Origin of the sequence: Mesorhizobium sp. LSJC280B00 (genome assembly GCF_000502835.1) — a bacterium.
In the GTDB taxonomy this organism is placed as follows: Bacteria; Pseudomonadota; Alphaproteobacteria; order Rhizobiales; family Rhizobiaceae; genus Mesorhizobium.
Window position 1 is genome coordinate 76,210 of sequence record NZ_AYVL01000011.1, and the last position, 23,290, is coordinate 99,499.

The 23,290-nt window shown below is 64.1% G+C and carries 23 protein-coding genes; 12 read left to right on the top strand and 11 right to left on the bottom strand.

Translation table 11 applies throughout. The features are described 5' to 3' along the window. The first annotated feature begins 6 nt into the window (after window positions 1-6). From X773_RS56380 to atzF, 7 genes are read left to right on the top strand one after another with little or no spacing between them, the layout of a single operon-like run. The gene (locus X773_RS56380) at window positions 7-1,131 is read left to right on the top strand and encodes an ABC transporter permease (protein WP_023677210.1); all 1,125 of its coding nucleotides are present in this window, start codon (window positions 7-9) and stop codon (window positions 1,129-1,131) included. After that, window positions 1,131-2,057, top strand: a complete 927-nt coding sequence (locus X773_RS56385; protein ID WP_023677211.1) for an ABC transporter permease — start codon at window positions 1,131-1,133, stop codon at window positions 2,055-2,057. Before X773_RS56380 ends, X773_RS56385 begins: the two co-directional genes overlap by 1 nt. Window positions 2,058-2,071: 14 nt before the next feature. Continuing rightward, a complete protein-coding gene (locus X773_RS56390) occupies window positions 2,072-2,773 on the top strand; it encodes an isochorismatase family cysteine hydrolase (protein WP_023677212.1) in 702 nt (233 codons plus the stop codon). Window positions 2,774-2,783: 10 nt separating this feature from the next. Beyond that, window positions 2,784-4,316 (top strand): ABC transporter ATP-binding protein, encoded by a 1,533-nt coding sequence (locus X773_RS56395; protein WP_023677213.1) that lies wholly within the window; start codon window positions 2,784-2,786, stop codon window positions 4,314-4,316. Next, complete coding sequence (locus tag X773_RS56400; RefSeq protein ID WP_023677214.1) at window positions 4,316-4,984, top strand: isochorismatase family cysteine hydrolase; 669 nt, start codon at window positions 4,316-4,318, stop codon at window positions 4,982-4,984. The genes X773_RS56395 and X773_RS56400 overlap by 1 nt, the downstream gene beginning before the upstream one ends. Beyond that, window positions 4,977-5,327, top strand: coding sequence for a cupin domain-containing protein (locus X773_RS56405; protein WP_023677215.1), 351 nt, complete (start codon window positions 4,977-4,979; stop codon window positions 5,325-5,327). The genes X773_RS56400 and X773_RS56405 overlap by 8 nt, the downstream gene beginning before the upstream one ends. Further along, window positions 5,324-7,132, top strand: a complete 1,809-nt coding sequence (gene atzF, locus X773_RS56410) for an allophanate hydrolase (protein ID WP_023677216.1) — start codon at window positions 5,324-5,326, stop codon at window positions 7,130-7,132. The genes X773_RS56405 and atzF overlap by 4 nt, the downstream gene beginning before the upstream one ends. Window positions 7,133-7,137: 5 nt before the next feature. Here atzF and X773_RS56415 read toward each other — a convergent pair whose 3' ends face one another. Beyond that, window positions 7,138-7,695: a cytochrome c gene (locus X773_RS56415; RefSeq protein ID WP_023677217.1), complete on the bottom strand. Its 558-nt coding sequence runs from the start codon at window positions 7,693-7,695 to the stop codon at window positions 7,138-7,140. After that, the gene (gene cueR / locus X773_RS56420) at window positions 7,692-8,090 is read right to left on the bottom strand and encodes a Cu(I)-responsive transcriptional regulator (protein ID WP_031211920.1); all 399 of its coding nucleotides are present in this window, start codon (window positions 8,088-8,090) and stop codon (window positions 7,692-7,694) included. Before cueR ends, X773_RS56415 begins: the two co-directional genes overlap by 4 nt. A gap of 264 nt (window positions 8,091-8,354) precedes the next feature. Between cueR and X773_RS56425 the strand changes: the two genes are divergently transcribed. From X773_RS56425 to X773_RS56435, 3 genes are read left to right on the top strand one after another with little or no spacing between them, the layout of a single operon-like run. Then, complete coding sequence (locus X773_RS56425) at window positions 8,355-9,422, top strand: type III polyketide synthase (RefSeq protein WP_023677219.1); 1,068 nt, start codon at window positions 8,355-8,357, stop codon at window positions 9,420-9,422. Further along, on the top strand, window positions 9,419-10,132 hold the full coding sequence (locus X773_RS56430; protein WP_023677220.1) for a methyltransferase domain-containing protein: 714 nt from the start codon (window positions 9,419-9,421) through the stop codon (window positions 10,130-10,132). The genes X773_RS56425 and X773_RS56430 overlap by 4 nt, the downstream gene beginning before the upstream one ends. Continuing rightward, window positions 10,129-11,349: an NAD(P)/FAD-dependent oxidoreductase gene (locus X773_RS56435; RefSeq protein WP_023677221.1), complete on the top strand. Its 1,221-nt coding sequence runs from the start codon at window positions 10,129-10,131 to the stop codon at window positions 11,347-11,349. The genes X773_RS56430 and X773_RS56435 overlap by 4 nt, the downstream gene beginning before the upstream one ends. Here the strand turns inward: X773_RS56435 and X773_RS56440 are convergent. From X773_RS56440 to X773_RS56480, 9 genes are all read right to left on the bottom strand, one after another. Then, window positions 11,346-13,880 (bottom strand): NAD-dependent epimerase/dehydratase family protein, encoded by a 2,535-nt coding sequence (locus X773_RS56440; protein WP_023677222.1) that lies wholly within the window; start codon window positions 13,878-13,880, stop codon window positions 11,346-11,348. The genes X773_RS56435 and X773_RS56440 overlap by 4 nt on opposite strands. 735 nt (window positions 13,881-14,615) lie before the next feature. Beyond that, a complete protein-coding gene (locus X773_RS74575) occupies window positions 14,616-15,017 on the bottom strand; it encodes a hypothetical protein (RefSeq protein WP_245274721.1) in 402 nt (133 codons plus the stop codon). Window positions 15,018-15,177: 160 nt separating this feature from the next. Beyond that, a complete protein-coding gene (locus X773_RS56450; RefSeq protein ID WP_031211922.1) occupies window positions 15,178-15,957 on the bottom strand; it encodes a DsbA family protein in 780 nt (259 codons plus the stop codon). Between the two features lie 53 nt (window positions 15,958-16,010). Next, the gene (locus X773_RS56455; protein ID WP_023677228.1) at window positions 16,011-16,694 is read right to left on the bottom strand and encodes an SCO family protein; all 684 of its coding nucleotides are present in this window, start codon (window positions 16,692-16,694) and stop codon (window positions 16,011-16,013) included. 67 nt (window positions 16,695-16,761) lie between these two features. Then, complete coding sequence (locus X773_RS56460; RefSeq protein WP_156937355.1) at window positions 16,762-17,289, bottom strand: TlpA disulfide reductase family protein; 528 nt, start codon at window positions 17,287-17,289, stop codon at window positions 16,762-16,764. A 7-nt stretch (window positions 17,290-17,296) separates the two neighbouring features. Beyond that, on the bottom strand, window positions 17,297-17,737 hold the full coding sequence (locus X773_RS56465) for a DUF411 domain-containing protein (protein WP_023677230.1): 441 nt from the start codon (window positions 17,735-17,737) through the stop codon (window positions 17,297-17,299). 29 nt (window positions 17,738-17,766) lie between these two features. Further along, the gene (locus X773_RS56470; protein WP_023677231.1) at window positions 17,767-19,203 is read right to left on the bottom strand and encodes a multicopper oxidase family protein; all 1,437 of its coding nucleotides are present in this window, start codon (window positions 19,201-19,203) and stop codon (window positions 17,767-17,769) included. A 131-nt stretch (window positions 19,204-19,334) separates the two neighbouring features. After that, window positions 19,335-19,799, bottom strand: a complete 465-nt coding sequence (locus X773_RS56475) for a hypothetical protein (RefSeq protein ID WP_023677232.1) — start codon at window positions 19,797-19,799, stop codon at window positions 19,335-19,337. Window positions 19,800-19,829: 30 nt separating this feature from the next. Further along, window positions 19,830-20,243 carry a helix-turn-helix domain-containing protein gene (locus X773_RS56480; RefSeq protein WP_023677233.1) on the bottom strand — a complete coding sequence of 138 codons (414 nt, stop codon included), beginning with the start codon at window positions 20,241-20,243 and terminating at the stop codon, window positions 19,830-19,832. Between the two features lie 76 nt (window positions 20,244-20,319). Between X773_RS56480 and X773_RS56485 the strand changes: the two genes are divergently transcribed. Beyond that, window positions 20,320-22,521 (top strand): heavy metal translocating P-type ATPase, encoded by a 2,202-nt coding sequence (locus X773_RS56485; RefSeq protein ID WP_023677234.1) that lies wholly within the window; start codon window positions 20,320-20,322, stop codon window positions 22,519-22,521. 31 nt (window positions 22,522-22,552) lie between these two features. After that, entirely contained in the window at window positions 22,553-23,149 is a 597-nt protein-coding gene (locus tag X773_RS56490) for a cation diffusion facilitator family transporter (RefSeq protein WP_023677235.1), read from the top strand. Window positions 23,150-23,290 lie beyond the last annotated feature (141 nt).

Consider the following 23,290-nt stretch of genomic DNA (forward strand, 5'->3'; position numbering starts at 1 on the left):
CGGGCCATGGTAGACACGGTCGGCACCGCGGGCGCACCGGCGCTGTTTGGCGCCAGGAATTATCCGGCGGCGCTCGAATGGGCGGCGCGGCAGGCGGAAGCCTTCGTCATACCGCTCGCGGCGCTGATCGTCGGCATGGCGCTGTTCAGCGTGTTCATCGCGCTGGTCGGCAAATCGCCGGTGCAACTCTACGAGACGATGTGGCGCGGCGGCTTCGGCTCGTGGTTCTCGATCCAGAACTCGCTGTCGCGGGCAGCACCGCTTTTATTGGCAGCGCTCTGCGTGGCGCTGCCGGCACGACTCGGCCTCGTCGTCATCGGCGGCGAAGGCGCGATCGTGCTGGGCGGCGTTGCCGCCGCCGCCATCGGCGTCGCGGCGAATGGCGCGCCGGCTTTTCTGGTCATCCTGCTGATGGGCGTGGCGGGCGTGGTCGCCGGCGGCATCTGGATCGGTGCCGTCGGCGCACTCCGCCACTACCGCGCCGTCAACGAAACCATCTCCAGTCTGCTGATGGCCTATATCGCCATCGCGCTGATGAACCATCTGGTCGAAGGGCCTCTGCGCGATCCGGCTTCGCTCAACAAACCCTCGACGGAGCCGCTGGCGGATGCCTACCGCATCGGCAACATTCCAGGCATGGACGTGCACTGGGGCCTGGTCGTCGGCATTCTCGCCTGCGTCCTGTCCTGGCTGTTGATCGAAAAGACGCGCTGGGGGTTTGCCGCCCGCATCGCCGGCGGCAATGTCAGGGCAGCTCAGGTGCAAGGGCTTGCCGTCGGGCCGCTGATCGTCGGCTTCACCGGGCTGGCTGGCGGCTTCGCCGGGCTGGCCGGCATGCTGGAGGTCGGCGCCGTGCAAGGCAGCGCCAACGCCTCGCTCGCCGCCGGCTATGGCTATACCGGCATCCTCGTCGCCTTCCTCGCCCGCCACAATCCGCTCGCCATCATCCCGGTCGCTTTCCTGCTCGGCGGTATCGGCGCTTCCGGCGGGCTGATCCAGCGCCGCATGGACCTGCCCGACGCCACCGTGCTGGTGCTGCAAGGCATGCTCTTCGTAGTCATCCTGTTCAGCGAAACCTTTTACGGCCGCTTCAAGGTCTTCAATCCCGATCTGTGGAAGAGAGGCTCCTGATGGACGCGACCGAGATCGGCCTGTGGGGCGTGCCGCTCGCCATTCTCGGCGGCGCCATCCGCGTTTCGACGCCCTTCATCTTCGTCTCGCTCGGCGAAGCCATCACCGAGCGCTCCGGCCGCATCAATCTTGGCCTCGAAGGCACGCTGGTCTTCGGTGCGATGACTGCCTACGCCGTCGCGGTGATGACCGGCTCGCCATGGCTCGGCCTGCTGGCTGCCGCAGGTGCCGGTCTTTGCTTCGGGCTGTTCCACGGCTGGATCTGCAAATTCCGCGGGGTGAACGACATCGCCATCGGCATCGCGCTGATGCTGTTCGGCTCCGGTCTCGCCTTCTTCTTCGGCAAGCCGTTCATCCAGCCCTCGGCACCAGACCTGCCGGCCATCGCCTTCGGTGGCTGGTCGGATATCCCGCAGGTGCAGGCGGCGCTCAACGTCAACATCCTGTTCCTGATTGGTGCCGCACTTGCCGTGTTCCTATGGTGGGCCTTCCGCAATACGCGCGCCGGCCTGATCGTGCGCGTCGTCGGCGACAGCTCCGATGCGGCGCGCGCCATGGGCCTCAATCCCAACACCGTGCGCCTGCTTGCGACAGGTGTCGGCGGTGCGCTCGCTGGCATCGGCGGCGCCTATCTGTCGCTTTATTACCCCGGCAGCTGGACCGAACGCATCTCGTCGGGGCAGGGCCTGATGGCGGTGGCGCTGGTTATCTTCGCGCGCTGGAATCCGCTCGGCTGCTTTGCCGCGGCACTGTTGTTCGGCGGTGCGGGCGCGCTGGGCCCCGCGTTGCAATCGGTCGGGGTGACGCAGGGCTACTATCTCTTCTACGCCGCACCTTACATCCTCACGCTCATCATCATGATCGCCACCTCGTCGCCGAACCGCTCGCTTGCCGGCGCGCCGGGCGAGTTGTCGATCACCAAATGACTGGAGTTTTTCCGATGAACGCCAGAGCCGAGATCACCCAGCGCTACATTGATGCCGACCCTTATCCATGGCCTTATAATGGCGAGCTGCGGCCGGACAATACGGCACTGATCATCATCGACATGCAGACCGATTTCTGCGGGCCGGGCGGCTATGTCGATCATATGGGCTACGATCTTTCGCTGGTGCGGGCGCCGATCGAGCCGATCAAGTCGGTGCTCTCAGCCATGCGGGCCAAGGGCTACACCATCATCCACACGCGCGAGGGCCACCGGCCCGATCTCGCCGACCTGCCGGCCAACAAGCGCTGGCGCTCGCGCCGCATCAATGCCGGCATCGGCGACTCCGGACCTTGCGGGCGCATCCTGGTGCGCGGCGAACCCGGCTGGGACATCATCCCCGACCTCTATCCGGCGGCGGGCGAACCGATCATCGACAAGCCGGGCAAGGGCTCGTTCTGCGCCACCGACCTCGAACTGATCCTGCACCAGCGCGGAATCGAAAACATCGTGCTGAGCGGCATCACCACCGATGTCTGCGTCCACACGACGATGCGCGAGGCCAACGATCGCGGCTTCGAATGCGTGATGCTGGAGGATTGCTGCGGCGCGACCGATTACGGCAACCATCTCGCCGCGATCAAGATGATCAAGATGCAGGGCGGCGTGTTCGGCGCGGTGTCGAATTCGGCATCCTTCGTCGCGCAACTGCCGTGAGGACACGATCTTGAGCGGAAGCATCGGCAAGAAAGCCGTCGGCGTCGAGACCATCGGCATGACCATGCGCTTCGGCGCCTTCACCGCGCTGGACGACGTCTCGATCAAGGTGCCGGCGGGATCGTTCCATGCGCTGCTCGGCGAAAACGGCGCCGGCAAGTCGACGCTGGTCAAATGCATGATGGGTTTTTACCATCCGACCGCCGGCGACATGCTGGTTGATAGCCGCGAGGTCGCGATCGCCAGTCCGAAGGATGCCTCGGCATTGGGGCTCGGCATGGTCTACCAGCATTTCACGCTCGTCCCGTCGCTGACCGGCGCGGAGAACCTGGTCATTTCGCGCGAGAAGGTGCCCGGCGTCATCGACTGGCGCAAGGAGCGCGCCGCACTTGCGCAATTCATGCAGCGTATGCCGTTCAAGCTGCCGCTCGACGTCAAGGTGGCGGAACTTGCGGCCGGCGAGAAGCAGAAGCTCGAAATCATCAAGCAGCTCTATCTCGGCCGCAGTTTCCTGGTGCTCGACGAGCCGACTTCGGTGCTCACTCCCGGCGAGGCACACGAAGTGCTTGGCCTGGTGCGCGACATGACCAGGACCGGCGACCTCACCGTGCTGATGATCTCGCATAAATTCCACGAGGTGACGGCCTTTGCCGACGATATCACCGTGCTGCGCAAGGGCAGGCTGACCGGAACCGGAAAGGTCTCCGAACTTTCGCACAAGCAGATGGCGGCGATGATGATCGGCGACCAGCCGATTGCAGCACTCGACAGCCGCGCCCCGGTGCCGGCCGGCGCCAGACAGGTGCTGACGGTAAAGTCGCTGAAGGCGCCCGACCGCACCGGTTTGAAAACCATCGACATCGGCGAACTCGATGTGAAGTCGGGTGAGATCGTCGGCATTGCCGGCATCTCCGGCAACGGCCAGAAGGAGTTTCTCGAAGTCCTTGCCGGACAGCGGGCGCGCAATGGCGGCGACGTCCTGGTGAAAGGCTCGCCCTATGGCGCCAGCCGCAGCGAGGCGCGCACGCTCAATGTCCGCTTCATTCCGGAGGAGCCGTTGCGCAATGCCTGCGCACCGAAGATGACGGTGGCGGAAAACATGGCCTTCCGGACCTTCGACCTCAACGAGGCCGGCAAGCCGGTCAACTGGATCAGGATGAGTGCGATCAGGGACTACGCGGCCCGTCTGGTCCAACAGTTCAAGGTCAAGACGGCATCGCTTGCTTCGCCGATTTCGTCGCTCTCGGGCGGCAATGTGCAGCGCGCGGTGCTGGCGCGGGAACTGACCGGCGAGGTCGATTTGCTCATCGTGTCGAACCCCTGCTTCGGCCTCGACTTCTCCGCCGTCGCCGAAATACGCGCCCGCATCATGAAGGCGCGCAATGCCGGCGCCGCGGTGCTCCTTATGTCGGAGGACCTTGATGAGCTGCTCGAGCTCTCGGACCGCATCTTCGTCATGTCGGACGGCGCGCTGGTCTACGAGACGCCGATTGCGCAGGCGAGCGTGCAGACCATCGGCGAGCACATGGCGGGACATCACTGATGGCGGAGATCGAGGCGCTGCCGTTTCCGTTCGCCTTCAAGCCTGAGGCGATGGCGCTGGTCGTCATCGACATGCAGCGCGATTTCGCTGAACCCGGCGGCTTCGGCGCCAGCCTCGGCAACGACGTCAGCCGGGTGGTGGCGATTGTGCCGACGGTGAAGAGATTGATCGAGGGGTTCCGCACCGCCGGCCTGCCGGTGATCCACACGATGGAGTGCCACAAGGCAGACCTTTCGGATCTGCCGCCGGCCAAGCGCAATCGCGGCAATCCGTCGATCCGGATCGGCGATGTCGGGCCGATGGGTCGCGTGCTGATCGTCGGCGAGCCGGGAACGGCGATCCTCGATGAACTTGCGCCACTGCCTGGCGAGATCGTCATCGAAAAGCCGGGCAAGGGCGCGTTCTATGCCACCAGCTTCGGCGATGACCTGAAGCGGCTCGGCGCACAGCAACTGGTCTTTGCCGGAGTGACGACGGAGGTCTGCGTGCAGACGACGATGCGCGAGGCCAACGACCGCGGCTATGAATGCCTGCTGGCCGAGGATGCTACCGAGAGCTATTTTGCCGAGTTCAAGGCGGCCGCCCTGGCGATGATCAGGGCACAGGGCGCGATCGTCGGCTGGACGGCGACAACGGACCAGGTGCTCGAGGGGATTGCCAATGCCTAATCTTGCCTTTGCCGGCCTCCTCAATGGTGGCTGGCGCGATCTGCCGTTCGAGCCTTTCCGCGATGGCATTACGGCGCATTGGCTGCTCAAGGGCGGACCGACGGAACCGTCGGTCGCGATCCTGAACTATCGGCCCGGCGCCGGCGTGCCGCGCCATCGCCATGCCGGGCTGGAAACGATCATCGTGCTGGAAGGCACGCAGAGCGACGAGAACGGCGATCATGCCGCGGGCAGCGTGATCCTGAACCTGGTCGGAACCGAGCATTCGGTGTGGACGAAGGATGGCTGCGTCGTACTCATCCAGTGGAACCTGCCGGTAGTCATTCTGGACGAGGCCAAATGAGCGACATCCGCTTCGATATAGCGAGCTTGCACGCCGCCTATCAGGCCGGCGTCGGCATCTGCGAGGTGATCGATACGATCAATGCGCGGCTCGCGGCGGCCGATGACCCCGGCATCTTCATCCATCTGGCGAGCAGGGCGGAGATGTTGGTCGAGGCGGAAAAGCTCGGCCCGTTCGATCCCGCGGCAAAGCCGCTGTGGGGCGTACCGTTCGCGGTCAAGGACAACATCGATGTTGCCGGCATGCCGACCACGGCGGCTTGTGCGGAATATGCCTACTTGCCGGCGAAAGACGCCACCGTCGTCGCGCGGCTCAAGGCCGCCGGCGCGCTGGTCGTCGGCAAGACCAACCTCGACCAGTTCGCCACCGGCCTGGTCGGTGTGCGCACGCCCTATCCGATCCCGAGGAATGCGATCGACCCGAAACTGGTGCCGGGCGGCTCCTCATGCGGCTCGGCCGTCGCAACCGCGCGCGGCATCGTCTCGTTCGCGCTCGGCACCGACACCGCCGGTTCTGGGCGCATTCCCGCCGGCCTCAACAACATCGTCGGGCTGAAGCCGAGCGTCGGCGCGCTGTCGGCCGCCGGCGTCGTGCCGGCCTGCCGCACGCTCGACTGCATCTCGGTGTTCGCGCTCACCGTCGATGACGCCTACCGCGTGTTCGAGGCGGCGGCGGCAAAGGACGACGCCGACCCCTATTCGCGTGACCTCGGCGTCCAGGGCCTTGCCGCGCGCCCGCCGGTGCTGACTGTCGGCGTGCCGGCCAGGGCGGACTGGACCTTCTTCGGCGACGAGGCGATGCAGGCGTGTTTCGAGGCCGCTCTTGCCTCTCTGGAGACGCTGGGCTGCCGGCTGGTCGAAATCCCGTTCGGTGATTTCTACGCCACCGCCAACCTGCTCTACGAAGGCGCCTGGGTGGCCGAGCGTTATGCCGCGATCAAGGACTTCATGGATGCCAACGAGGCCGCCATGCATCCGGTGACGCGGCAGATCATCGGCGGCGCGCGAAAACTTTCAGCCGCGGACGCTTTTAAGGGGCTCTACGCCTTGCAAGGCTACAAGGCCAAGCTTGCGCCGGTCATCGCCTCGGTCGATCTTTTCTGTGTGCCAACCGCGCCGACGCATTACACGGTTGAAGCGGTGTTGGCTGACCCCATCGTCACCAACAGCCGGCTTGGCACTTACACCAATTTCGTCAATCTGCTCGACATGTGCGGCATAGCCGTGCCGGCCGGAATTCGTAGCGACGGTTTGCCGATGAGCGTCACCTTGCTTGCCGCGGCGGGCAAGGACCATCTGACGGCGTCGCTTGCGCAGGATGTCCATGCGGCAAGCGGCCTTGCGCTGGGCGCTACAGGCTGGCCGCTGCCGCCGCGTGCCGATGTTCGCGTGGACGTGGACGAGGGCACGATCGAGCTGGCCGTGGTCGGCGCGCATCTATCGGGGATGGCGCTGAACGGCCAGTTGCAGCAGCTCGGCGCGATTTTCGCCCGGGCGGCAAGAACGGCGCCGCTCTACCGGCTTTATGCGCTCGCCGGCCAGTCGGTGTCGCGACCGGGGCTCGAGCGCAGCTGCAATGGCAAGGGGACAGCGATCGAGGTCGAAGTCTGGCGGCTGTCGCCGCAAGCCTTCGGCCGCTTCGTCGCGGCGATCCCGCCGCCGCTCGGCATCGGCACGCTTCTGCTCGATGACGGAACGTCGCCGAAGGGCTTTCTCGTCGAAAGTGCCGGCCTCACCGATGCAAAGGAGATCTCGCATTTCGGCGGCTGGCGCAATTTCATGGCGGGTCAGCTGCAGCGGAGCTGACGCTATCACTCGACCTTTTGCCTGAACTTCGAATGGCAGCTCGAGCAATCCTGCAAGATGAGATGCAGGAGGTGCTCCGCCGGCAATTTAGTGGGATCGGCTTCCGCGAGTGATGGTCGCTTGCCAAGCAGGCTGCCACCGCCCATTGCCAGGCCGGAACCCATTCTCATGTCGTCGGTGATATGCGGTGGTGCCCGCTCGGCGTCGGAGGCCAGGGCGCTGGCCAGCGTTCCGATGTGGCGTGCCAGCCCTTCGAACTCCGCGCGGGCGGGGTCGATATCCGCCTTGGCGCCTGAAGGCGCTCCCAATGTCGCGCTGGGGAATTCGGCAATCAGGGCAGGGCCGGTGCGGGCGCGGATGGTCTCGGCCGCCGCCCTGAAGGCTGCGGCGTCGTACGCCTGCTTGCCGTCGAACATCCCAGCGATCGCCTTTGCCGCCGCGGCCATTTCCTTCATCGAGGCCTGGCGAGCCTCGATGATCGCATCACGGCTCGAATGGGCGGCAGCGAGCACGACAGAGACGCAGGCAAGCGACAGCACCGTTACAGCGGCTGCGAGCCTCACTGGGCCACGCCTTGTCCTGCCAGCTCGTCGATGATCGGGCAATCCGGCCGCTCGTCGCCGTGGCAGTGACTGACCAGATGGTGGAGCAAGCCGCGCAATCCGACCAGTTCAGCGATCTTCCTGTCGATCTCCACCAGCTTGGCTTTCGCGATCTCCTTCACGTCGGCGCTATCACGTTCCCTGTCTTGATACAGCGAGAGCAACTGGCGGCATTCGTCGACCGAAAACCCCAGGCTTCGCGAGCGCTGCAGGAAGCGCAGCCGGTGAATATCGGCCGTCGAGTAATCGCGATAGCCATTGTCTGTCCGAGCCGGATGCAAGAGCCCGATATCCTCGTAGTAACGGATCGTCTTGGCCGGCAGGCCGGATTTTTCGGATGCGATACCGATGTTCATGGTGGAAATCTCCTTTGTCGGAGGAAATAGACCTTCCAGTAGATGGAAGGTCAACATGATGTGGCGATTTTGGATGCCCGACGCAACCGCCCGCCCGCTCCAACCGTTTGCCTGCCAACAGCGCAGACTAAACCTTCGGGAAGAAATCAGTTTTCGGAAACGTTTATCGAACAGCGCTCAAAACCCGGTGTTCGACACCGGGTGCCGATGAGCAAGGACCCTCCGGCGGCACGTTACACCGTGCACACGCCGAGGAGACAGAATATGCCCGTCAACGCCTATATCAACCGGATCGCGACGGCGGTGCCGGAGCACGAGGTTCATCAATTCTACCTGCGTTTCGCGGCCTCCATGCTCGCAGCCGATCGCCGGAGGATCTTCGAACGCATGGCCGATCTTGCCGGCATCGAGCACCGCTATTCCTGCTTTGCGCCGGCGTCCGACCCCGAAGGACAAACTGCCGACCTGGCCGGGACCTTCATCCGGGGCGCGTTTCCCGGAACGGCCATGAGAATGGCGATGTTCGACGATGCCGCACCTGTTCTGGCGCAAAAGGGCATCGACGGATTGCAGCTTGGCGACGACGCTTCCCGCATCACCCATTTGATCGTCACCACCTGCACCGGCTTTTCGGCGCCGGGCATCGATCTGGAGCTGATTGCGCGTTGCGGGCTGCCCGATAGTGTCGAACGCACGATGATCGGGTTCATGGGGTGCTACGCGGCGATCAACGGCCTCAAGCTGGCCCGTCACATCGTCCGCTCGGACCCGCAGGCCAAGATCCTGCTGGTCAATATCGAGCTCTGCACGATGCATCTGCGCGAAACCACCGAACTGGAAAAACTGCTGTCGTTCTGCCTCTGGGGCGACGGCTGCGCGGCCACGCTCATTACCGCCGAGCCGGCCGGCATCGAGCTCGATAGCTTTCACTGTCTGGTGGCGAGGGAGCGGCGGGATCTGATGCGCTGGAATATTCGCGACCACGGCTTCGAAATGGTTCTTTCCGGCCAGGTGCCGGCAGCGATTCATGAGGCGTTGCGGAACAGCCAGGCCGCCATGCTCGGCGGCCGGCCGACCGAGGCAATCGACCTTTGGGCCGTGCATCCGGGTGGACGTTCGGTGCTCGACGCCGTCGAAAGGGCCCTGGAACTGGAGCCCACCGCGCTGGAACCATCGCGCGAGGTGTTGCGCCAGTATGGGAACATGTCGTCGGCGACCGTCATGTTCGTGATGAAGGAGATGTTGAAGGCGCCACCCGGCCTGCTCGGCTGCGGCATGTCGTTCGGACCCGGGCTGACGGCCGAAACCATGCTCTTTCGAACGGTGTCATGAGCGGCCTGGAGCACCGGCAGCTCGCGCCGGAAATCCTCGACGGACTTGCGGCCGAAGATCCGCGAGCGCTGGCCGCGCGCCGCGACCTTCGGCGCATCAATATGCTGATGTTTCAGGTGCCGATCATGACGTCGTTGCTCAGGAGGTTCGTGCCAACGCCGCCACGCCGCATCCTGGAGATCGGCGCCGGCGACGGCTCCTTCATGCTGGCGGTGGCGCGGCGCATGGCCACGCATTGGCCCGGGGTCGAACTGGTAATGCTCGACCGCGTCGGCCTCATCACCGCGCAATTGCGCGGTGATTTTGACAGGCTGGGATGGAAGGCCGAAGGCGTCACCGCCGATGTCTTCGACTGGGCAGGAAAGATCGAGGGTGCGCCGTTCGACGCCGTCACCGTCAATCTGTTCCTGCATCACCTCGACAATGCGCAGCTCGTGCGTCTGTTTTCGCTGATCAGGCCGAAAGCCCCGTTGCTCATCGCGACAGAGCCGCTGCGGGCGAAACTGCCGCTGGCCGCGACCCGTCTTCTGCCGGCAATCGGCGCCAACGACGTCACACGAAACGACGCGGCGCAAAGCGTGCGTGCCGGCTTTCGCGGCAGCGAGCTTTCCCGTCTCTGGCTTGCGGCCAACGGCAAACCGGTCGAGGAGCGGCGCGCCGGCCTGTTTTCCCACATCTTCGTCGGCGCCAGTGCCAGTGTCGAGTCATGACGCGATTGTCGACTCATGACGCGATTGTCATTGGTGCCGGCCCGGCGGGCACCTCCGTCGCGCTCACGCTGGCCCGGCGCGGATGGGCCGTGGCAATTGTGGAAAAAAGCGCATTTCCGCGCCGCAAGGTCTGCGGCGAATACATCTCGGCAAGCAATCTTGCGCTTCTCGACCGGCTCGAGATCGGCGATGCCTGGCGTACCAATGCCGGCCCCGAAATCCGCCGCGTCGGCTTGTTTTCCGGCGAGACCTGCGTCGAGGCGGCAATGCCACGTGCAGGAGCTGGGCCTCGTGGGAAAGACAGCTTCGGCCGGGCGCTCGGCCGGGACATTCTCGACTCTCTGCTTTTGCAAGCGGCGCGATCGGCGGGTGTCGAAATCTTTCAACCCTGCCGCGCCGTCGCCATCGAGCCGGACGGTGAGATGCAAAGGGTGCGAATTCAGGCCGGGGATGAAGCGGCGATGTTGCGTGCGCCGGTGATTGTCGCCGCTCACGGCTCCTGGGAACCGGGACCATTGCCCAGCCAGCTCGGAAAGGCCAATCGCCCGTCGGACCTGCTCGGCTTCAAGGCGCATTTCACCGGGTCGTCCCTGGCGCCGGATTTGATGCCTCTGCTGGCCTTCCCCGGCGGCTATGGCGGCATGGTTTCGGCGGATCATGGCCGGTTGTCGATCTCGTGCTGCATCCGGCGCGATATGCTCGCGCGGCTGCGTAAACAATATGGCCCCAAACAACGGAGCCACGTGTCGGCCGCCGATGCGGTCTCCCGGCATCTCCTGAATTCATGCCGGGGCGTGCGGGACGCCCTGGAACCGGCTCTCCTCGACGGTCCGTGGCTTGCCGCAGGTCCGATCCGGCCGGGAATTCGCTCGTGCTACGAAGGGGACATCTTCCGCGTCGGCAATGCAGCCGGAGAGTCTCATCCTGTCATCGCCGAGGGCATCTCGATGGCGCTTCAGTCCGGCTGGCTGCTGGCTTGCGAACTCGAATGCGCGCCAAGTGGCCGAGCAGGGCGCGAGGCTGCCGCCAGACGCTACGAGGCGGCCTGGAAAAGACTGTTTTCGACCCGGGTCTACGCCGCCGCGGCCGTTGCCGGAATTGCCCTTCGCCCCGGCAGCGCCACCTTGATGGCGGCGATCGTCCGGAATTTCCCGCAGGCACTGACGCTGGGCGCGCAACTGAGCGGCAAGACCAAGCCGGTTCCAGGCTTCGTCTAGGCGACATAGCGGTCCCATGAGCCGTAGTGCTCCTTGCTTCGGAGCCCCCGAGGCAGGCTGAGGCCGATCACAACTAGCCCTGCAACGGCATTGTTCAATGTCGAACCTCTGGTCGCGCCGTCGAGCAGCCAGGGCGCTGCGATCAGCCATAACCCGAACGGCAGGTTGAGGAAACGCAACGCCCGTGCCACCTCGGCCATGGCGCAGACCGCGATCGTGATGATCATGGCGCCCGAGAGGTGATCGCTGTTTGCAATGGCGCCGGCCGTGCCGAAGACCAGCCGCGAGACCATCAGCCAACCGCCGACGATACAGCATGCGACCAGCGTCCATGGAAACGTGACACCGCGAATGGCTGCGGCGGACTGTGCGGCAAGCGCGGTGGAAAAGCCGGGATCGTTCTTGTCCGCCTCGCCGTTCGGCTCCGGCCCGCCTTGGAAAAAGGTGCGCCAGAACGGACGGTCTGCCCGCACGCTGCGCAGCATGTACTGGCCCATGGCGACCACCTCGTCCAGCGTCAGCGGGATCATGACCAGCATGGCCGCCGCCGCAATGAGGCACAGTGTGCAATAGGTGCCGATCATGATCGGCTGGATGATGATGAAGAAGATCGAGACGCCGCCGAGCGGCACCACCAGGATGAAGAAGAAGGTCACCATCCAGGGCATGGTGCGCCAGCGGGTCGCCGTGCCCATCGCGCCCATCAGGGTTTCGATCATATAAGCCACGGCGCCAAGCCCGGCATCAGCGACTGGCCAGGCTCGAGAAACGTCGGATGTGATGATGAATTCCGTGCCGTTCCTGCCGTCTCCGCCGGGGAAGAACGGCTCCCAGACAGCACCCACATGGCCGAGCTGGTAGGCAGTGAGATAGCGGGCGATGAGGAAACCGAAGAAACCGAGCGCGATGATCGGCAGGCGCTGCAGCCAGGATGACGGCGAGTAGGTCCAGCCAGGCGGAACGGTGCTCTCGTCCATCATCCCTTCGTGGCTCATGCCCGGCATCATCGGGACGAGCACCGAGAAAGCGATGGCCAGCGCGCCGACGATCGTGTCGTTCATGGTGGCGGCGGCGCTCGGCGTCCAGAAGAACAGCGGCGCGAACAGCAGCCACAGGCCGGCGATCGTCGTGCCCCATTGCGCCCAGGAAAAACGCGGCGACAGTGCGAGCCCGCCAAACAGCATCAGCAGCAAGCCCGAGACAATGTCGCTCCAGCCGGTGAGCGCGTTGCGCAGCACCGGTTCCCACAGTCCACGCTCTTGCGTGACGTCACGCACAGTGCCGGCCGCCGCCGGATCGAACAGCGCGAACTGAAGCGGGCTGGTGAGGAGCCACACGCCAAGCGTGATGACCAGGAAATGAGCCCAGAGCATCTGCTTGCCCATCCCCGCCATCTCGGCCATGTGTCCGGGTTTCATCTTGTCGTGTTTGGCCTCGAACGCCTTGTCTTTCTCTCGCGCTTTTGTTCCGCTGCCGGCCACCTTGGCGGCGTTGAGCTTGTTGGCCCGATACCAGCCGGCGGGATCTGCCTTGAGCGCGTCGACGATCCGCGGCAACGTCTCGCGCAGGGAATGCCGGGGCTGCCAGCCGAGGACATTGCGGGCACGGCTGATATCGATCGCGTAGTGGTCGTCGGCGATATCGACCATCCAGGGACGAACGAATGATTCTTCGCCCAGCACGTCCTGTTGGACCCAGGCACCCGCCTTGGCGAGCGCCTTCGGCACCTCCCGTGTCTCCCAGTTCTCGCCACGGATCAACCGACCAATCTCGGCTTGAAGTTCGCCGTAGCCCATGACCTCAGGCTCGCCGAGAAGCAGCGCCAGCTCCGTGGGAAGTTTCTTCCGCCGATCTATAAGGCGCGCCACCGCATCGGTGAGGTCTTCCAGATGCAGAAACGACTGCCCGGTGCGCAGGTCACCCGGATATACATGCCCGGTCGGATCCTCTTCGTAGATACGCGCAATCTGATTGGCGAGGAATGCGTTACGGCCGAGATCATCATAGACGCCGGCCGGCCTGGCATAGACGACAGGGATCGCCCCGTGCTGCTCATGGATCAGGCGCTCGGTCTCGATCTTCGAGGTGCGGTAGGGTAGGTTCGATTCGAGCGGCCAATCCTCATCGATGATGTCGCCCGGTCGGCCACCCTTGTGCGCCAGCATCGAACTCATGAAGACAAACTGCTCGACCTCAAATTGTTTCAGGGCGCGCAGGAGCTTCTCGGTGCCGCCAACCGTAATCTCTTCGTAGAGCGGGTTCCGTTCGCCTGTGAGATCGAAATAGGCCGCAAGATGGATCACCGAGGCGAGGCGGGCGCCATAGGCCGTCCGCACGCGCGCCAAACCGGCTGCCACGGCGTCCTCCGATGTCAGGTCGATGCAGACGCACTCCGCGGCCGGCGGCGGCTGACGCGTCGCCGCCCGGTCGAGGCCGACGAGAGCAAACCGGTCGGCGAAGCTGTTGACCAGAGCCGAGCCGATGAAGCCGGTGCTGCCGGTAACAATAACCGTGTCTTTGCGCTTCGCCATCCAGACCTCATAGCCGGCGATTTGCCACTCCTGAGAGGGCCGAAGGCGACAGACGTTAAGAGCCGAGGGGCCGGACCAGTTCCGACGCCGACCCGATGACGCTGCTGCTTCCGATGACGACTACAACTTTCCGCCCTTTTTGCTCTTTTGACCCCGACTGCCTATGCCGTCAGGTTCGCAAATATTTGACCAGCGCCGCGATCGCGAGCACGAGGGTGACAAGCACCAGGACCCAAATGAGCGCCATGCCGCCCATCATCCACATTGAACCGTCCATCATCATCACAATCATCCCTCCCGCCGCCGCTGCCACCGGCGATTGCGAGGGGAACTAGTTCGCCATGTACGCCCGTCAAGGCGAACTCGATCAGCCCACGAAGGCAGTGGCTTGCCGGTCAATCAAGGCACGTTCAACGCTATCGACGAACGAGTTCATAATAGGCTTCTGTCAGAACATGCTGACCGCGCGGTAACTCCGAAAGGGCAAGGCTTTAATCCAGCGCCTCCAGTGCCCGCAGCAAGTGTTCCGCGACATCTGATCTGCCTTGCCGATATGCCTCTCTAACAGGGCCAGTAGCTGCCTTTCGAAATTCATGGTTCGGTCCGCAATTGGACGACCTCCGGAAGTTAGCAATGAGCCTAACGGTTCCAGCCACCGGGAGGTCAAGCGCTCCTTTCAAGAAGGTAGAACAGGTTGAGAGCGCTTGTTGAACCGCAGCCGAGTTGTCGCCGGCTCTACTCTCCTCCGCCGCAACCGTCTGAGAGATCCCAGACGTCGACGACCTGCTTGCCGGTGAAACCGTGCTCGCGGATCAGGAACTTCGCCAGCCCGCCATACACTTTCCAGCGCCAGCATTGGCAGCAGCATGGGCCTTTCTCGTTGGAATTGGCCATCGCATAGTCGTAGGCCTGCTGCTCTTCGCCGGAGAGTTTCACATCGTAGTAGGGCATCATCTTCTGTGCGATGCCGGCCGGAATATCGTACGGATCGCTTGGGATCATCGCGATCTCGCGGTACCTGGCAGGCCGCTCACCTGCTCGGCATAGCGCTTCGTCTCCATTGGGCTGCAGCACGAGCCCGTGATCCGCGACATCGCCGGCATGGTCGCGATCGATTCCGTGAACTTGGTCGAACACGTGCTGTTGCCGTTCTGGCTGAGATATCTGAAACGGCGTGCCAGATCGGGATCCTCAGCGGCGATCGCCAAATCCGGCCCCTTGAGCAGGCTCACGACCGCAGCGGCGCCAAAGGCGCTCCCCAGAACAACCGTCCGTCGGTTTGGGCAAAATATTCGGCTCATTTGCTGGTCCTCGCCTGCTCGATCAGTTTCTTCATCGTTGCGAGGTCGGTCGCGCCGGGGAAAATCTGCTCGCCAACGACGAAGCTTGGCGTTCCGCTGATCTTCAGCGCCTGGGCCAGTTGCGTATTCCGGTCGATCGACGCCTGGATATCGGGCTGCTGCATGTCGGTCTTCAGTTTAGCCACATCGAGACCGACGTCGGCAGCCACCTTCAGTACGACCGCTTCGGTCACCCGCGTCTTCACCGCATACAAGGCCTTGTGGAACGCCATGTATTTGCCCTGGCGCACGGCGGCGAGAGCCGCCTTGGAAGCAAATACGGAATCCGTGCTGAGGATCGGGAATTCCTTGTAGACGATCTTGAGCTGCGGATCGTCGGCCATTGCTTGCGCCATGATCGGCGCAACCTGCCGGCAATAGGGGCAGTTGTAGTCGAAGAACTCGACCATGGTGACGTCGCCTTCGGCGTTGCCGCCGACCGGGCTCGCCGGGTCCCGGAAAATCTCGTCCGCCTTGTCCGTCAAAGCGGCTTTCGCCTCTTTTGCGGCAGCCTCGCGCTGGCGGGCGTCGAGGCTCTGCAGCGACTGCACGAGCACCTCGGGATGCGCAAGAATGTAGTCGTGAATGCGCTGGTCGAACTGGTCCTGGGACATCTCGCCCGCGGCGATCGCCTGATTGTGGAGACCGAGCGCGAGCCAGATCGTCGCGCCGGCCAGCATGACGGCACGGGCCATTTTGCCGACGGCTCCGCTCAATGGATTGGACTTGTGGGTCACAGGGTTCTCCTTCCCTCTGTTTCGCCGGACCGCCGGCACGTGCAAATGATGCCTCAGAACATGCCCTTGATTTTCGCCCACCATCCCGTTTCCTGCTCATGGTGCGGGCGCTCGACATTGTTGGTAAGCGCATTGACGAATGTGACGAGATTGACCGATGCGAAATCCAGGCCATGGAAATTCGCCCGCCAGCGGCCCTCCTTGTCGATCACATGGGTGATGGTGCCGTGCATCTGATAACCATCATCCGTCAGCGTGAACTTGTGGCCGAAGGCCTCCGCCAGTCTGCGGGTCGCATCCTCCGGCTGATCCTCCATCGTGGTCAGGAACAGCCAATTGACGGGATCGAGCCCGTGCGCCGGCCCGTATTTGCTGAGCACGTCCGGCGTGTCCCTGGTCGGGTCGGTGGTGATGGTCACAAAGCTGCCCCGGTCCTTCATCGGCGTGCCGTTCACCATTTTCTGGATCTCGGCGATCTTCTCGGCATGAAGAGGGCACACATCCGGGCACGACGTGTAGATGAAGTGGAGGACGACCACCTTGCCGCGCAGATCGGCCGTCCGCACGACACGCCCGTCGGCGGTGCGCAGCGTGAAATCAGGCGCCGGCTTGTCGATCGGCTGGAAATATTTCTCGTCGGCCTCAAGCGTGGCGTCGATTTCGTCGAGCGAGTGGGCTTGCGCCTGATACGAAAAGCCCGCGGTCAGCGCCGCAATGGCAATTACGTTTAGCAGCAAGCACCTCCATTCGTTCAAAGCCGATGCAACGCAGCGAGCCTTTAGCCCGAACATATCTGTCCCTTTCTCACTTGGCGGCGATGCGGCTGCGGATGAAGTCGACCATGTCGGGGACGTCCCATTCGGCCGGCCCAATCAGCCGGCCGATCTCCTTGCCGTCGCGGTCGACCAGCAGGGTTGCCGGAAGGCCGACGGTGCCGATGGCGAACATGGCCCTGCCCGAGACGTCGATGTTGAGGGCGAGGTGCTTGATGCCGATGTCGGCGAAGAACTTCTTCACAATCTCAGGACCGGCGCGGTCCATGGACAACGCGACGACCTCGAAATCCGGACCGCCGAGTTTGGCCTGTAGGCGATCGAGCGTCGGCATCTCCTTGCGGCAGGGCGCGCACCATGTCGCCCAGACGTTAAGCAGCACGACCTTGCCGTGGAAATCCGCAAGCATTTTCGGCTTGCCATTGCCATCCTCGAAGCTGATTTCCGGCACGGGGACGGGCGCCTCGTGAACGGCAAAGTTCTGCGGCGGCTCAGCGGCTGATACCGGCCACGAAAACGCCAGCAGCATGCCAACCAGGACCATAGCTAGTTTGCTCACAATGTCCTCACTCGGTCGCGTAGACGGTGGGCGCCTTGCCGTCCTTGGTGAAGGCGTAGACGACGAAGGGGCCTTGCTTCTCGCCACCCATGCCTGGGGCGCCGGCCGGCATGCCGGCGAGCGTTATGCCGGTGATGGCAGGGCGCTCGGTCAAAAGCTTCTTGACGATCTCGACCGGCACCAGGCCATCGACGATATAGCCGTCGACCATCAGCGTGTGGCAGCCTTCGAGGTCGGCCGGCACACCGGCATCGCTGCTGATCTGGGAGAGATTGTTGACCGGCTTTATGTCGACCTTGAAGCCGTTGTGCTCGAGATAGTTGGCGTAGGACTCGCAGCAGCTGCATTGCGGGTTCTTGTACATGACGGCGTTGATCGTTGCGGCGAAGGCGGGCAGCGGCGTTGCGATCAGCAGGGACAGTGCGGCAAGGCGGTGGGTCAGTTTCATTGCAGTTCTCCTTGGTTGGATAAAACGTTTCAGGTCACGCGGAACGCCGTCATCAGGCCGGCCATCTGGTGATCGGCGACATGGCAGTGCAGCATCCAGTCGCCTGGATTGTCGGCGACGAAGGCGCATTCGATCGTATCCTTGGGGGCGAGCAGCACCGTGTCCTGCCATTGCCGGTGCGGCACCGGCGAGCCGTTGCGCGAGATGACCGACAGGCTGAAGCCGTGGACATGCATCGGGTGCCACCAGGCGGTTTCGTTGCGCATGGTGAGATGGCAGGTCACACCGCGTTTCAGCGTGAACTGCGGCGCCATGCCGGCATGGCCGTCGCCGGTCATCGACATGCCGTTGATCGCCCAGGCCGCACCGCCGTTCATGCCCATCATCCCCATGCCCATCATGCCGCCGACGCCCTTGAGCTTGCCGCCGCCCATCATGCCACCCTGCAGGACGATCTCCTGGCGCTCGGCGCCAGCGAGGTCGGGCTGGGGCAAGGGGTTGCGCGGCAGGCCGACAGGCGTGTCGAGCGGATGGGTTCTCAGCGGCGGCGCTGCGTCATAGGCCAGCGTGGTCAGCGTATAGGCGAGGCCGTCGTAGAAATCGTCGATCACCGCGTGGCGGCTACCGGGGTGGCCCTGCATGTCGAGCACGATGTCGATGCGCATGGCGGGCGCCAGCACCAGGCGACCGCCCTCCGGTTCATGCGGATCGCAGGGCTGGCCGTCGATGGCGACGACGACCGGACGGTGGCCTTCGAAGCGCAGCGCCATCATGCGGGCAAGCGAGGCATTGGCGAGCCGCAGCCTGACGCGCTCGCCGGCCTTCACGCTCCGATCGCCTGGCCCCGTGCCGTTGACGGTGACGACATTGCCGACGCGGCCCGACATCGACGCATCCATGGCACTGCCGAAGCCGCCGGCGATCTGCCCATCGGCCGCAAGCCGCCAGTCCTGCAGCAGCCACAGAATGTCACGGTCGACGGCGACCGGCTCGACCTCCTCGACGACCAGTGCGCCGGCAAGGCCACGGCCGAGCTGGACCAGGCTGTTGGCGTGCGGGTGATACCAGAAGGTGCCGGCATCGGGCGGGGTGAATTCATAGATGAAATTTTCACCTGGCCTGATCGGCTTCTGCGTCAGGCCGGGCACGCCATCCATGGCGTTCGGCAGCCGGATGCCATGCCAGTGAACCGTGGTGTCTTCGTCCAGTCCGTTCTCGACGATGATCCGAGCGGGCTGCCCCTGGCGTAAGCGCAGTGTCGGGCCGGGGACCGTGCCATCATAGGCCCATACCGGAGTGCGCGGACCATCAGGGCCGGCGAACCGTGCCTGGCTCGGCGCCACCCTGATCCGGTATTCGCCGGTGGCCATCGCCAGCGCAGGGCGGATCGGCACTGCGGCGGCAATGCTCGCTGCCGCAAGCAGGAATTTGCGGCGCGTTATGAACGGATTTGAAACGGAATTCACTTTTGTGACCCCTGCGGTAACCGACGGCGAACGTCGCGACGTCGATTGAATTGCTACCGCGCCCGCTGCGCAGTTACGCGCAACCGGGCGATCAAACGCCGCTAATCAGCCGTGGAACGGCAGAAACGGCGTCAGACGAGAGCGCTGGGTCTTGGAGGGAATGGCTCCGGCAGCAGACTTCGCCCGTGCAGGAACGGGGCGGGAAGCGCGGACGGCAGCTCGGCCTGCGGCAGTCCCGTCACGGGGAGAGCCTCCGGCAGCACCGCCAGAACAGGTGCGACACAGGTCGGCGCACATTGCATCGGTTTGTCATTGCCGGCCGAGCCCTTGAGGCAAGCGTTGCAGTCACCGTCCCTGGCATCGGCCATCTTGGCCATGTCGGCGTCGGTGGTGCCGGTATCCGCGGCCATGGTCATGCGGCCGTCGACTGCCATCCTGGCCGACATGACGGCAGCTTGAGCGGCGGACAGGCTGAACCCGGCGGTCACGACGACCGCGAGAAGCATGACCAGGAGGTGTTTTGGTGACAGGCGCGCCATCATCCGCTCAGGTTGACCGTAAAGTGCGGCTTTTGCAAGCTCCGGATGCCGCGACATCGGGGCTGACGCGAGCTCTGCTCTGGCAAATCAATGGTGAGGATGCTCGCATTTATCGTGATCCGCCAGCACCTCGATGACACGGCATTCGCAGACTTTTCCGTGCCGGCAGCCTTCGACCATATGCTCCAGCTCGGCTTTCAACGCTGTAAGGCTGCGTATCCGCTGAACCACGTCGGCCAGACGCGCCTGGGCAATGGCGTCGGCGGTCGCACAAGGCTGGCTGGGATTATCCTGCAGCGTCAGCAGCGCCCTGATGGCTTCGATCCCGAACCCCAACTCGCGCGCGTGCCTGATGAAGGCGAGCCGGCGCAAGTCTGCCGCTTCATAATGCCGGCGATTGGTTTCGCTGCGGGCAGGGGCAGGAAGCAACTCGATCTGCTCATAGTAGCGGATGGTTGGAACCTTCACGCCGCTGTGTCGGGCCGCTTCACCGATGGTCATACCTGCTGGCATTTTCGCTTGCTCCTCTAGTCGCTAGAGGATGTAGCGTCGCGCTCGAAGATACAAGAGGTTCACCATGGCTGCGACCAAACAACAGACCCGCTACCGCGTGGAAGGCATGGATTGCGCCGGTTGCGCCAGCAAAATCGATACGGCCGTGCGGCGGATGCCTGGTGTTCAGGACATCAACGTATCCGTTTCGGCGGGCACTCTGACGGTCACTCATACTCCCGAAAGCAATCTCGGCGCGATCGAGAGGAAGGTCACCGGCCTCGGCTACGCCGTCGCTCCGCTGACCTCCAAGTCTGGGACGCCGGCGTCCGATCAATCCGCCGACAACAATGCCGACGGAAGGCGCAATCACGACGAGAACGTAGCGGGGTTACATGATAACGATGATGCGCCGGCGTCGGAGCTATGGTGGGACAGCGCCAAGGGCCGCCTGGCCATCGCCAGCGGGGTCGCCTTGGCCGTGGCTTTCGCGATTGATTACGCCTGGCCCGCGACCGGCCCGTGGGCCTTCATCGCCGCAATGCTGCTCGGCCTGGCGCCGATCGCGCGCCGAGCGGCCATGGCCGCAGCGGCAGGCATTCCGTTTACAATCGAAATGCTGATGACTGTGGCGGCGGCTGGGGCCGTCATCATCGGTGCCGGCGAGGAAGCGGCGACGGTGGTCTTCTTGTTCCTGATCGGCGAGTTGCTCGAAGGGGTTGCGGCCGGCAACGCACGGTCCAGTATTCAAGCGCTCACGACCCTCGTTCCCAAAACCGCGTTCGTCGAGAAAGACGGCCAGACCCGCGAGGTGCCGGCCGAAAGCCTGGCTGTGGGCGCCATCATCCTCGTGCGGCCGGGCGACCGGATTCCGGCTGACGGCGAGATCACCGAAGGCGGGAGCGCCATCGATGAATCACCCGTCTCCGGTGAAAGCGTGCCGGTGCGCAAGGACGTCGGCGACACGGTCTTTGCCGGCACTATCAACGGCGACGGCGTGCTGCGCGTCAAGGTGACGGCGACCGCCGCAGACAACACGATTGCACGCGTGATCAAGCTGGTCGAGGAGGCGCAGGAAAACAAGGCGCCGACCGAGCGCTTCATCGATCGCTTTTCGCGCTGGTACATGCCCGGCGTTGTCGCCGTCGCGGCGCTCGTGGCCACCACACCGCCGCTGCTCTTGGGCGGCGATTGGAACGAATGGATATACAAGGGGCTGGCGCTGCTGCTCATCGGCTGCCCGTGCGCGCTGGTCATTTCAGTTCCGGCGGCGATCGCGGCGTCGCTTTCGGCCGGAGCCCGGCGCGGCCTGCTGATGAAAGGTGGGGCGGTGCTGGAAGGGCTCGCGACCATCAACGCCGTGGCGCTCGACAAGACCGGCACGCTGACGCTCGGCAAGCCGCAGGTCACCGATCTCGTTGCGGTGGGCGCCGGTGAACGCGACATCCTTTCGCTGGCGGCAGCGCTTGAGATCGGCTCGAGCCATCCCTTCGCTTTGGCCATCCTCCAAAGGGCCAAAGCCGGCAACATTCCCGTGCCGCCTGCCGCCGAAGCCAAAGCGATCGGCGGTAAAGGGGTTATCGGTCGTGTCGGCGGCAAGAACCTGTTTCTGGGATCGCCAGTCGCGGCGGGCGAGATAAACCTGCTGCCAGCAGACCAGGCGGCACGCATCGTGGCATTGAACGATGAAGGCAAGTCAGTGGCGGTGCTGCTTGTAGACAACGCGTTGGCCGGCTTCATTGCCATGCGCGACGAACCCCGGCCGGATGCTTTCGCCGGGCTAAAGGCGCTGACCAATGCAGGCATCAGGACAGTCATGCTAACCGGCGACAATAAGCGCACGGCGGCTGCCATCGGCAAACAGCTCGGCATCGAGGTGCGCGCCGAACTGCTCCCGGAGGACAAGCAGCGCATCGTCGGCGAGTTGAAGGGGCAGGGGCTTAGGGTAGCCAAGGTCGGCGACGGCATCAACGATGCGCCGGCACTTGCCGCGGCCGATGTCGGCATTGCGATGGGCGGCGGCACCGATGTGGCTCTTGAAACGGCTGACGCAGCGGTGCTGCATGGACGCGTCGGCGACGTTGCGGCCATGATCAGGCTGTCCCAAGCAACCATGGCCAACATCAAGCAGAACGTCACCATTGCGTTGGGCCTGAAGGCAGTGTTCCTGGTGACGACGATCGCCGGCATCACCGGCCTCTGGCCCGCCATCCTCGCGGACACCGGGGCGACGGTGCTGGTGACGGCCAATGCCATGCGGCTGTTGCGTTGGAAGAGCAGCTGGTAAGAGCGACAACGGCATCGTGTTAGGGCAGACCATGCAGCAAGCCATTGCGTCGGACGGCCTTCGCCGGGTGGTGCTTGTCGTCGCACTGCTGAACCTGGGTTATTTCGGCATTGAATTCGCCGTCGCGCTGGCGATCGGCTCGGTGTCGCTGTTCGCCGACAGCGTCGATTTTCTGGAAGATGCCTCGGTCAATCTCCTCATACTGCTCGCCATGGGATGGTCGCTGCGTGCCCGCTCGCGGGTCGGCATGGCGCTGGCGCTTATCCTGCTGGTGCCGGGCCTGGCGACTCTGTGGACCGCGTGGGAAAAGTTCAACATGCCGGTGCCGCCGCAGCCAACGGCGCTGACACTGGCGGGATTGGGCGCTCTGGCGGTCAATCTGTCATGCGCCTACATGCTGGCGCGCTACCGCCATCACAGCGGCAGTCTTACCAGGGCGGCATTCCTCTCGGCCCGCAACGATGCGGTCGCCAATATTGCGATCATACTGGCCGGATTGGTGACGGCCTTCCTGTGGCGCTCGGCGTGGCCGGATCTGATCGTCGGCCTGGGAATCGCGGCAGTGAATGCAGATGCGGCGCGCGAGGTCTGGGAGGCAGCTCGGGAAGAGCACCGGGCCGTTTCGTGAACTCCAAAACGCTCAGCGCGCTGCCGGATTGCCAATCCGCCAATGCAGGCCCCTATACCGGCCAGCAGTCAGCCAGAAACTTGCGCGATCTCTAATATAATCGCACCCTTTCAAAGCGGGCGGAGGGAGAACCGCTCATAA

Bases quoted from the DNA above. Each gene is read 5' to 3' on its own strand.
- X773_RS56380 (WP_023677210.1), top strand. From the start codon at position 7: ATGGTAGACACGGTCGGCACCGCGGGCGCACCGGCGCTGTTTGGCGCC.
- X773_RS56385 (WP_023677211.1), top strand. From the start codon at position 1,131: ATGGACGCGACCGAGATCGGCCTGTGGGGCGTGCCGCTCGCCATTCTC.
- X773_RS56390 (WP_023677212.1), top strand. From the start codon at position 2,072: ATGAACGCCAGAGCCGAGATCACCCAGCGCTACATTGATGCCGACCCT.
- X773_RS56400 (WP_023677214.1), top strand. From the start codon at position 4,316: ATGGCGGAGATCGAGGCGCTGCCGTTTCCGTTCGCCTTCAAGCCTGAG.
- X773_RS56405 (WP_023677215.1), top strand. From the start codon at position 4,977: ATGCCTAATCTTGCCTTTGCCGGCCTCCTCAATGGTGGCTGGCGCGAT.
- atzF (WP_023677216.1), top strand. From the start codon at position 5,324: ATGAGCGACATCCGCTTCGATATAGCGAGCTTGCACGCCGCCTATCAG.
- cueR (WP_031211920.1), bottom strand. From the start codon at position 8,090: ATGAACATCGGTATCGCATCCGAAAAATCCGGCCTGCCGGCCAAGACG.
- X773_RS56425 (WP_023677219.1), top strand. From the start codon at position 8,355: ATGCCCGTCAACGCCTATATCAACCGGATCGCGACGGCGGTGCCGGAG.
- X773_RS56430 (WP_023677220.1), top strand. From the start codon at position 9,419: ATGAGCGGCCTGGAGCACCGGCAGCTCGCGCCGGAAATCCTCGACGGA.
- X773_RS56435 (WP_023677221.1), top strand. From the start codon at position 10,129: ATGACGCGATTGTCGACTCATGACGCGATTGTCATTGGTGCCGGCCCG.
- X773_RS56440 (WP_023677222.1), bottom strand. From the start codon at position 13,880: ATGGCGAAGCGCAAAGACACGGTTATTGTTACCGGCAGCACCGGCTTC.
- X773_RS56465 (WP_023677230.1), bottom strand. From the start codon at position 17,737: ATGAAACTGACCCACCGCCTTGCCGCACTGTCCCTGCTGATCGCAACG.
- X773_RS56475 (WP_023677232.1), bottom strand. From the start codon at position 19,799: ATGTCGCGGCATCCGGAGCTTGCAAAAGCCGCACTTTACGGTCAACCT.
- X773_RS56480 (WP_023677233.1), bottom strand. From the start codon at position 20,243: ATGACCATCGGTGAAGCGGCCCGACACAGCGGCGTGAAGGTTCCAACC.
- X773_RS56485 (WP_023677234.1), top strand. From the start codon at position 20,320: ATGGCTGCGACCAAACAACAGACCCGCTACCGCGTGGAAGGCATGGAT.
- X773_RS56490 (WP_023677235.1), top strand. From the start codon at position 22,553: ATGCAGCAAGCCATTGCGTCGGACGGCCTTCGCCGGGTGGTGCTTGTC.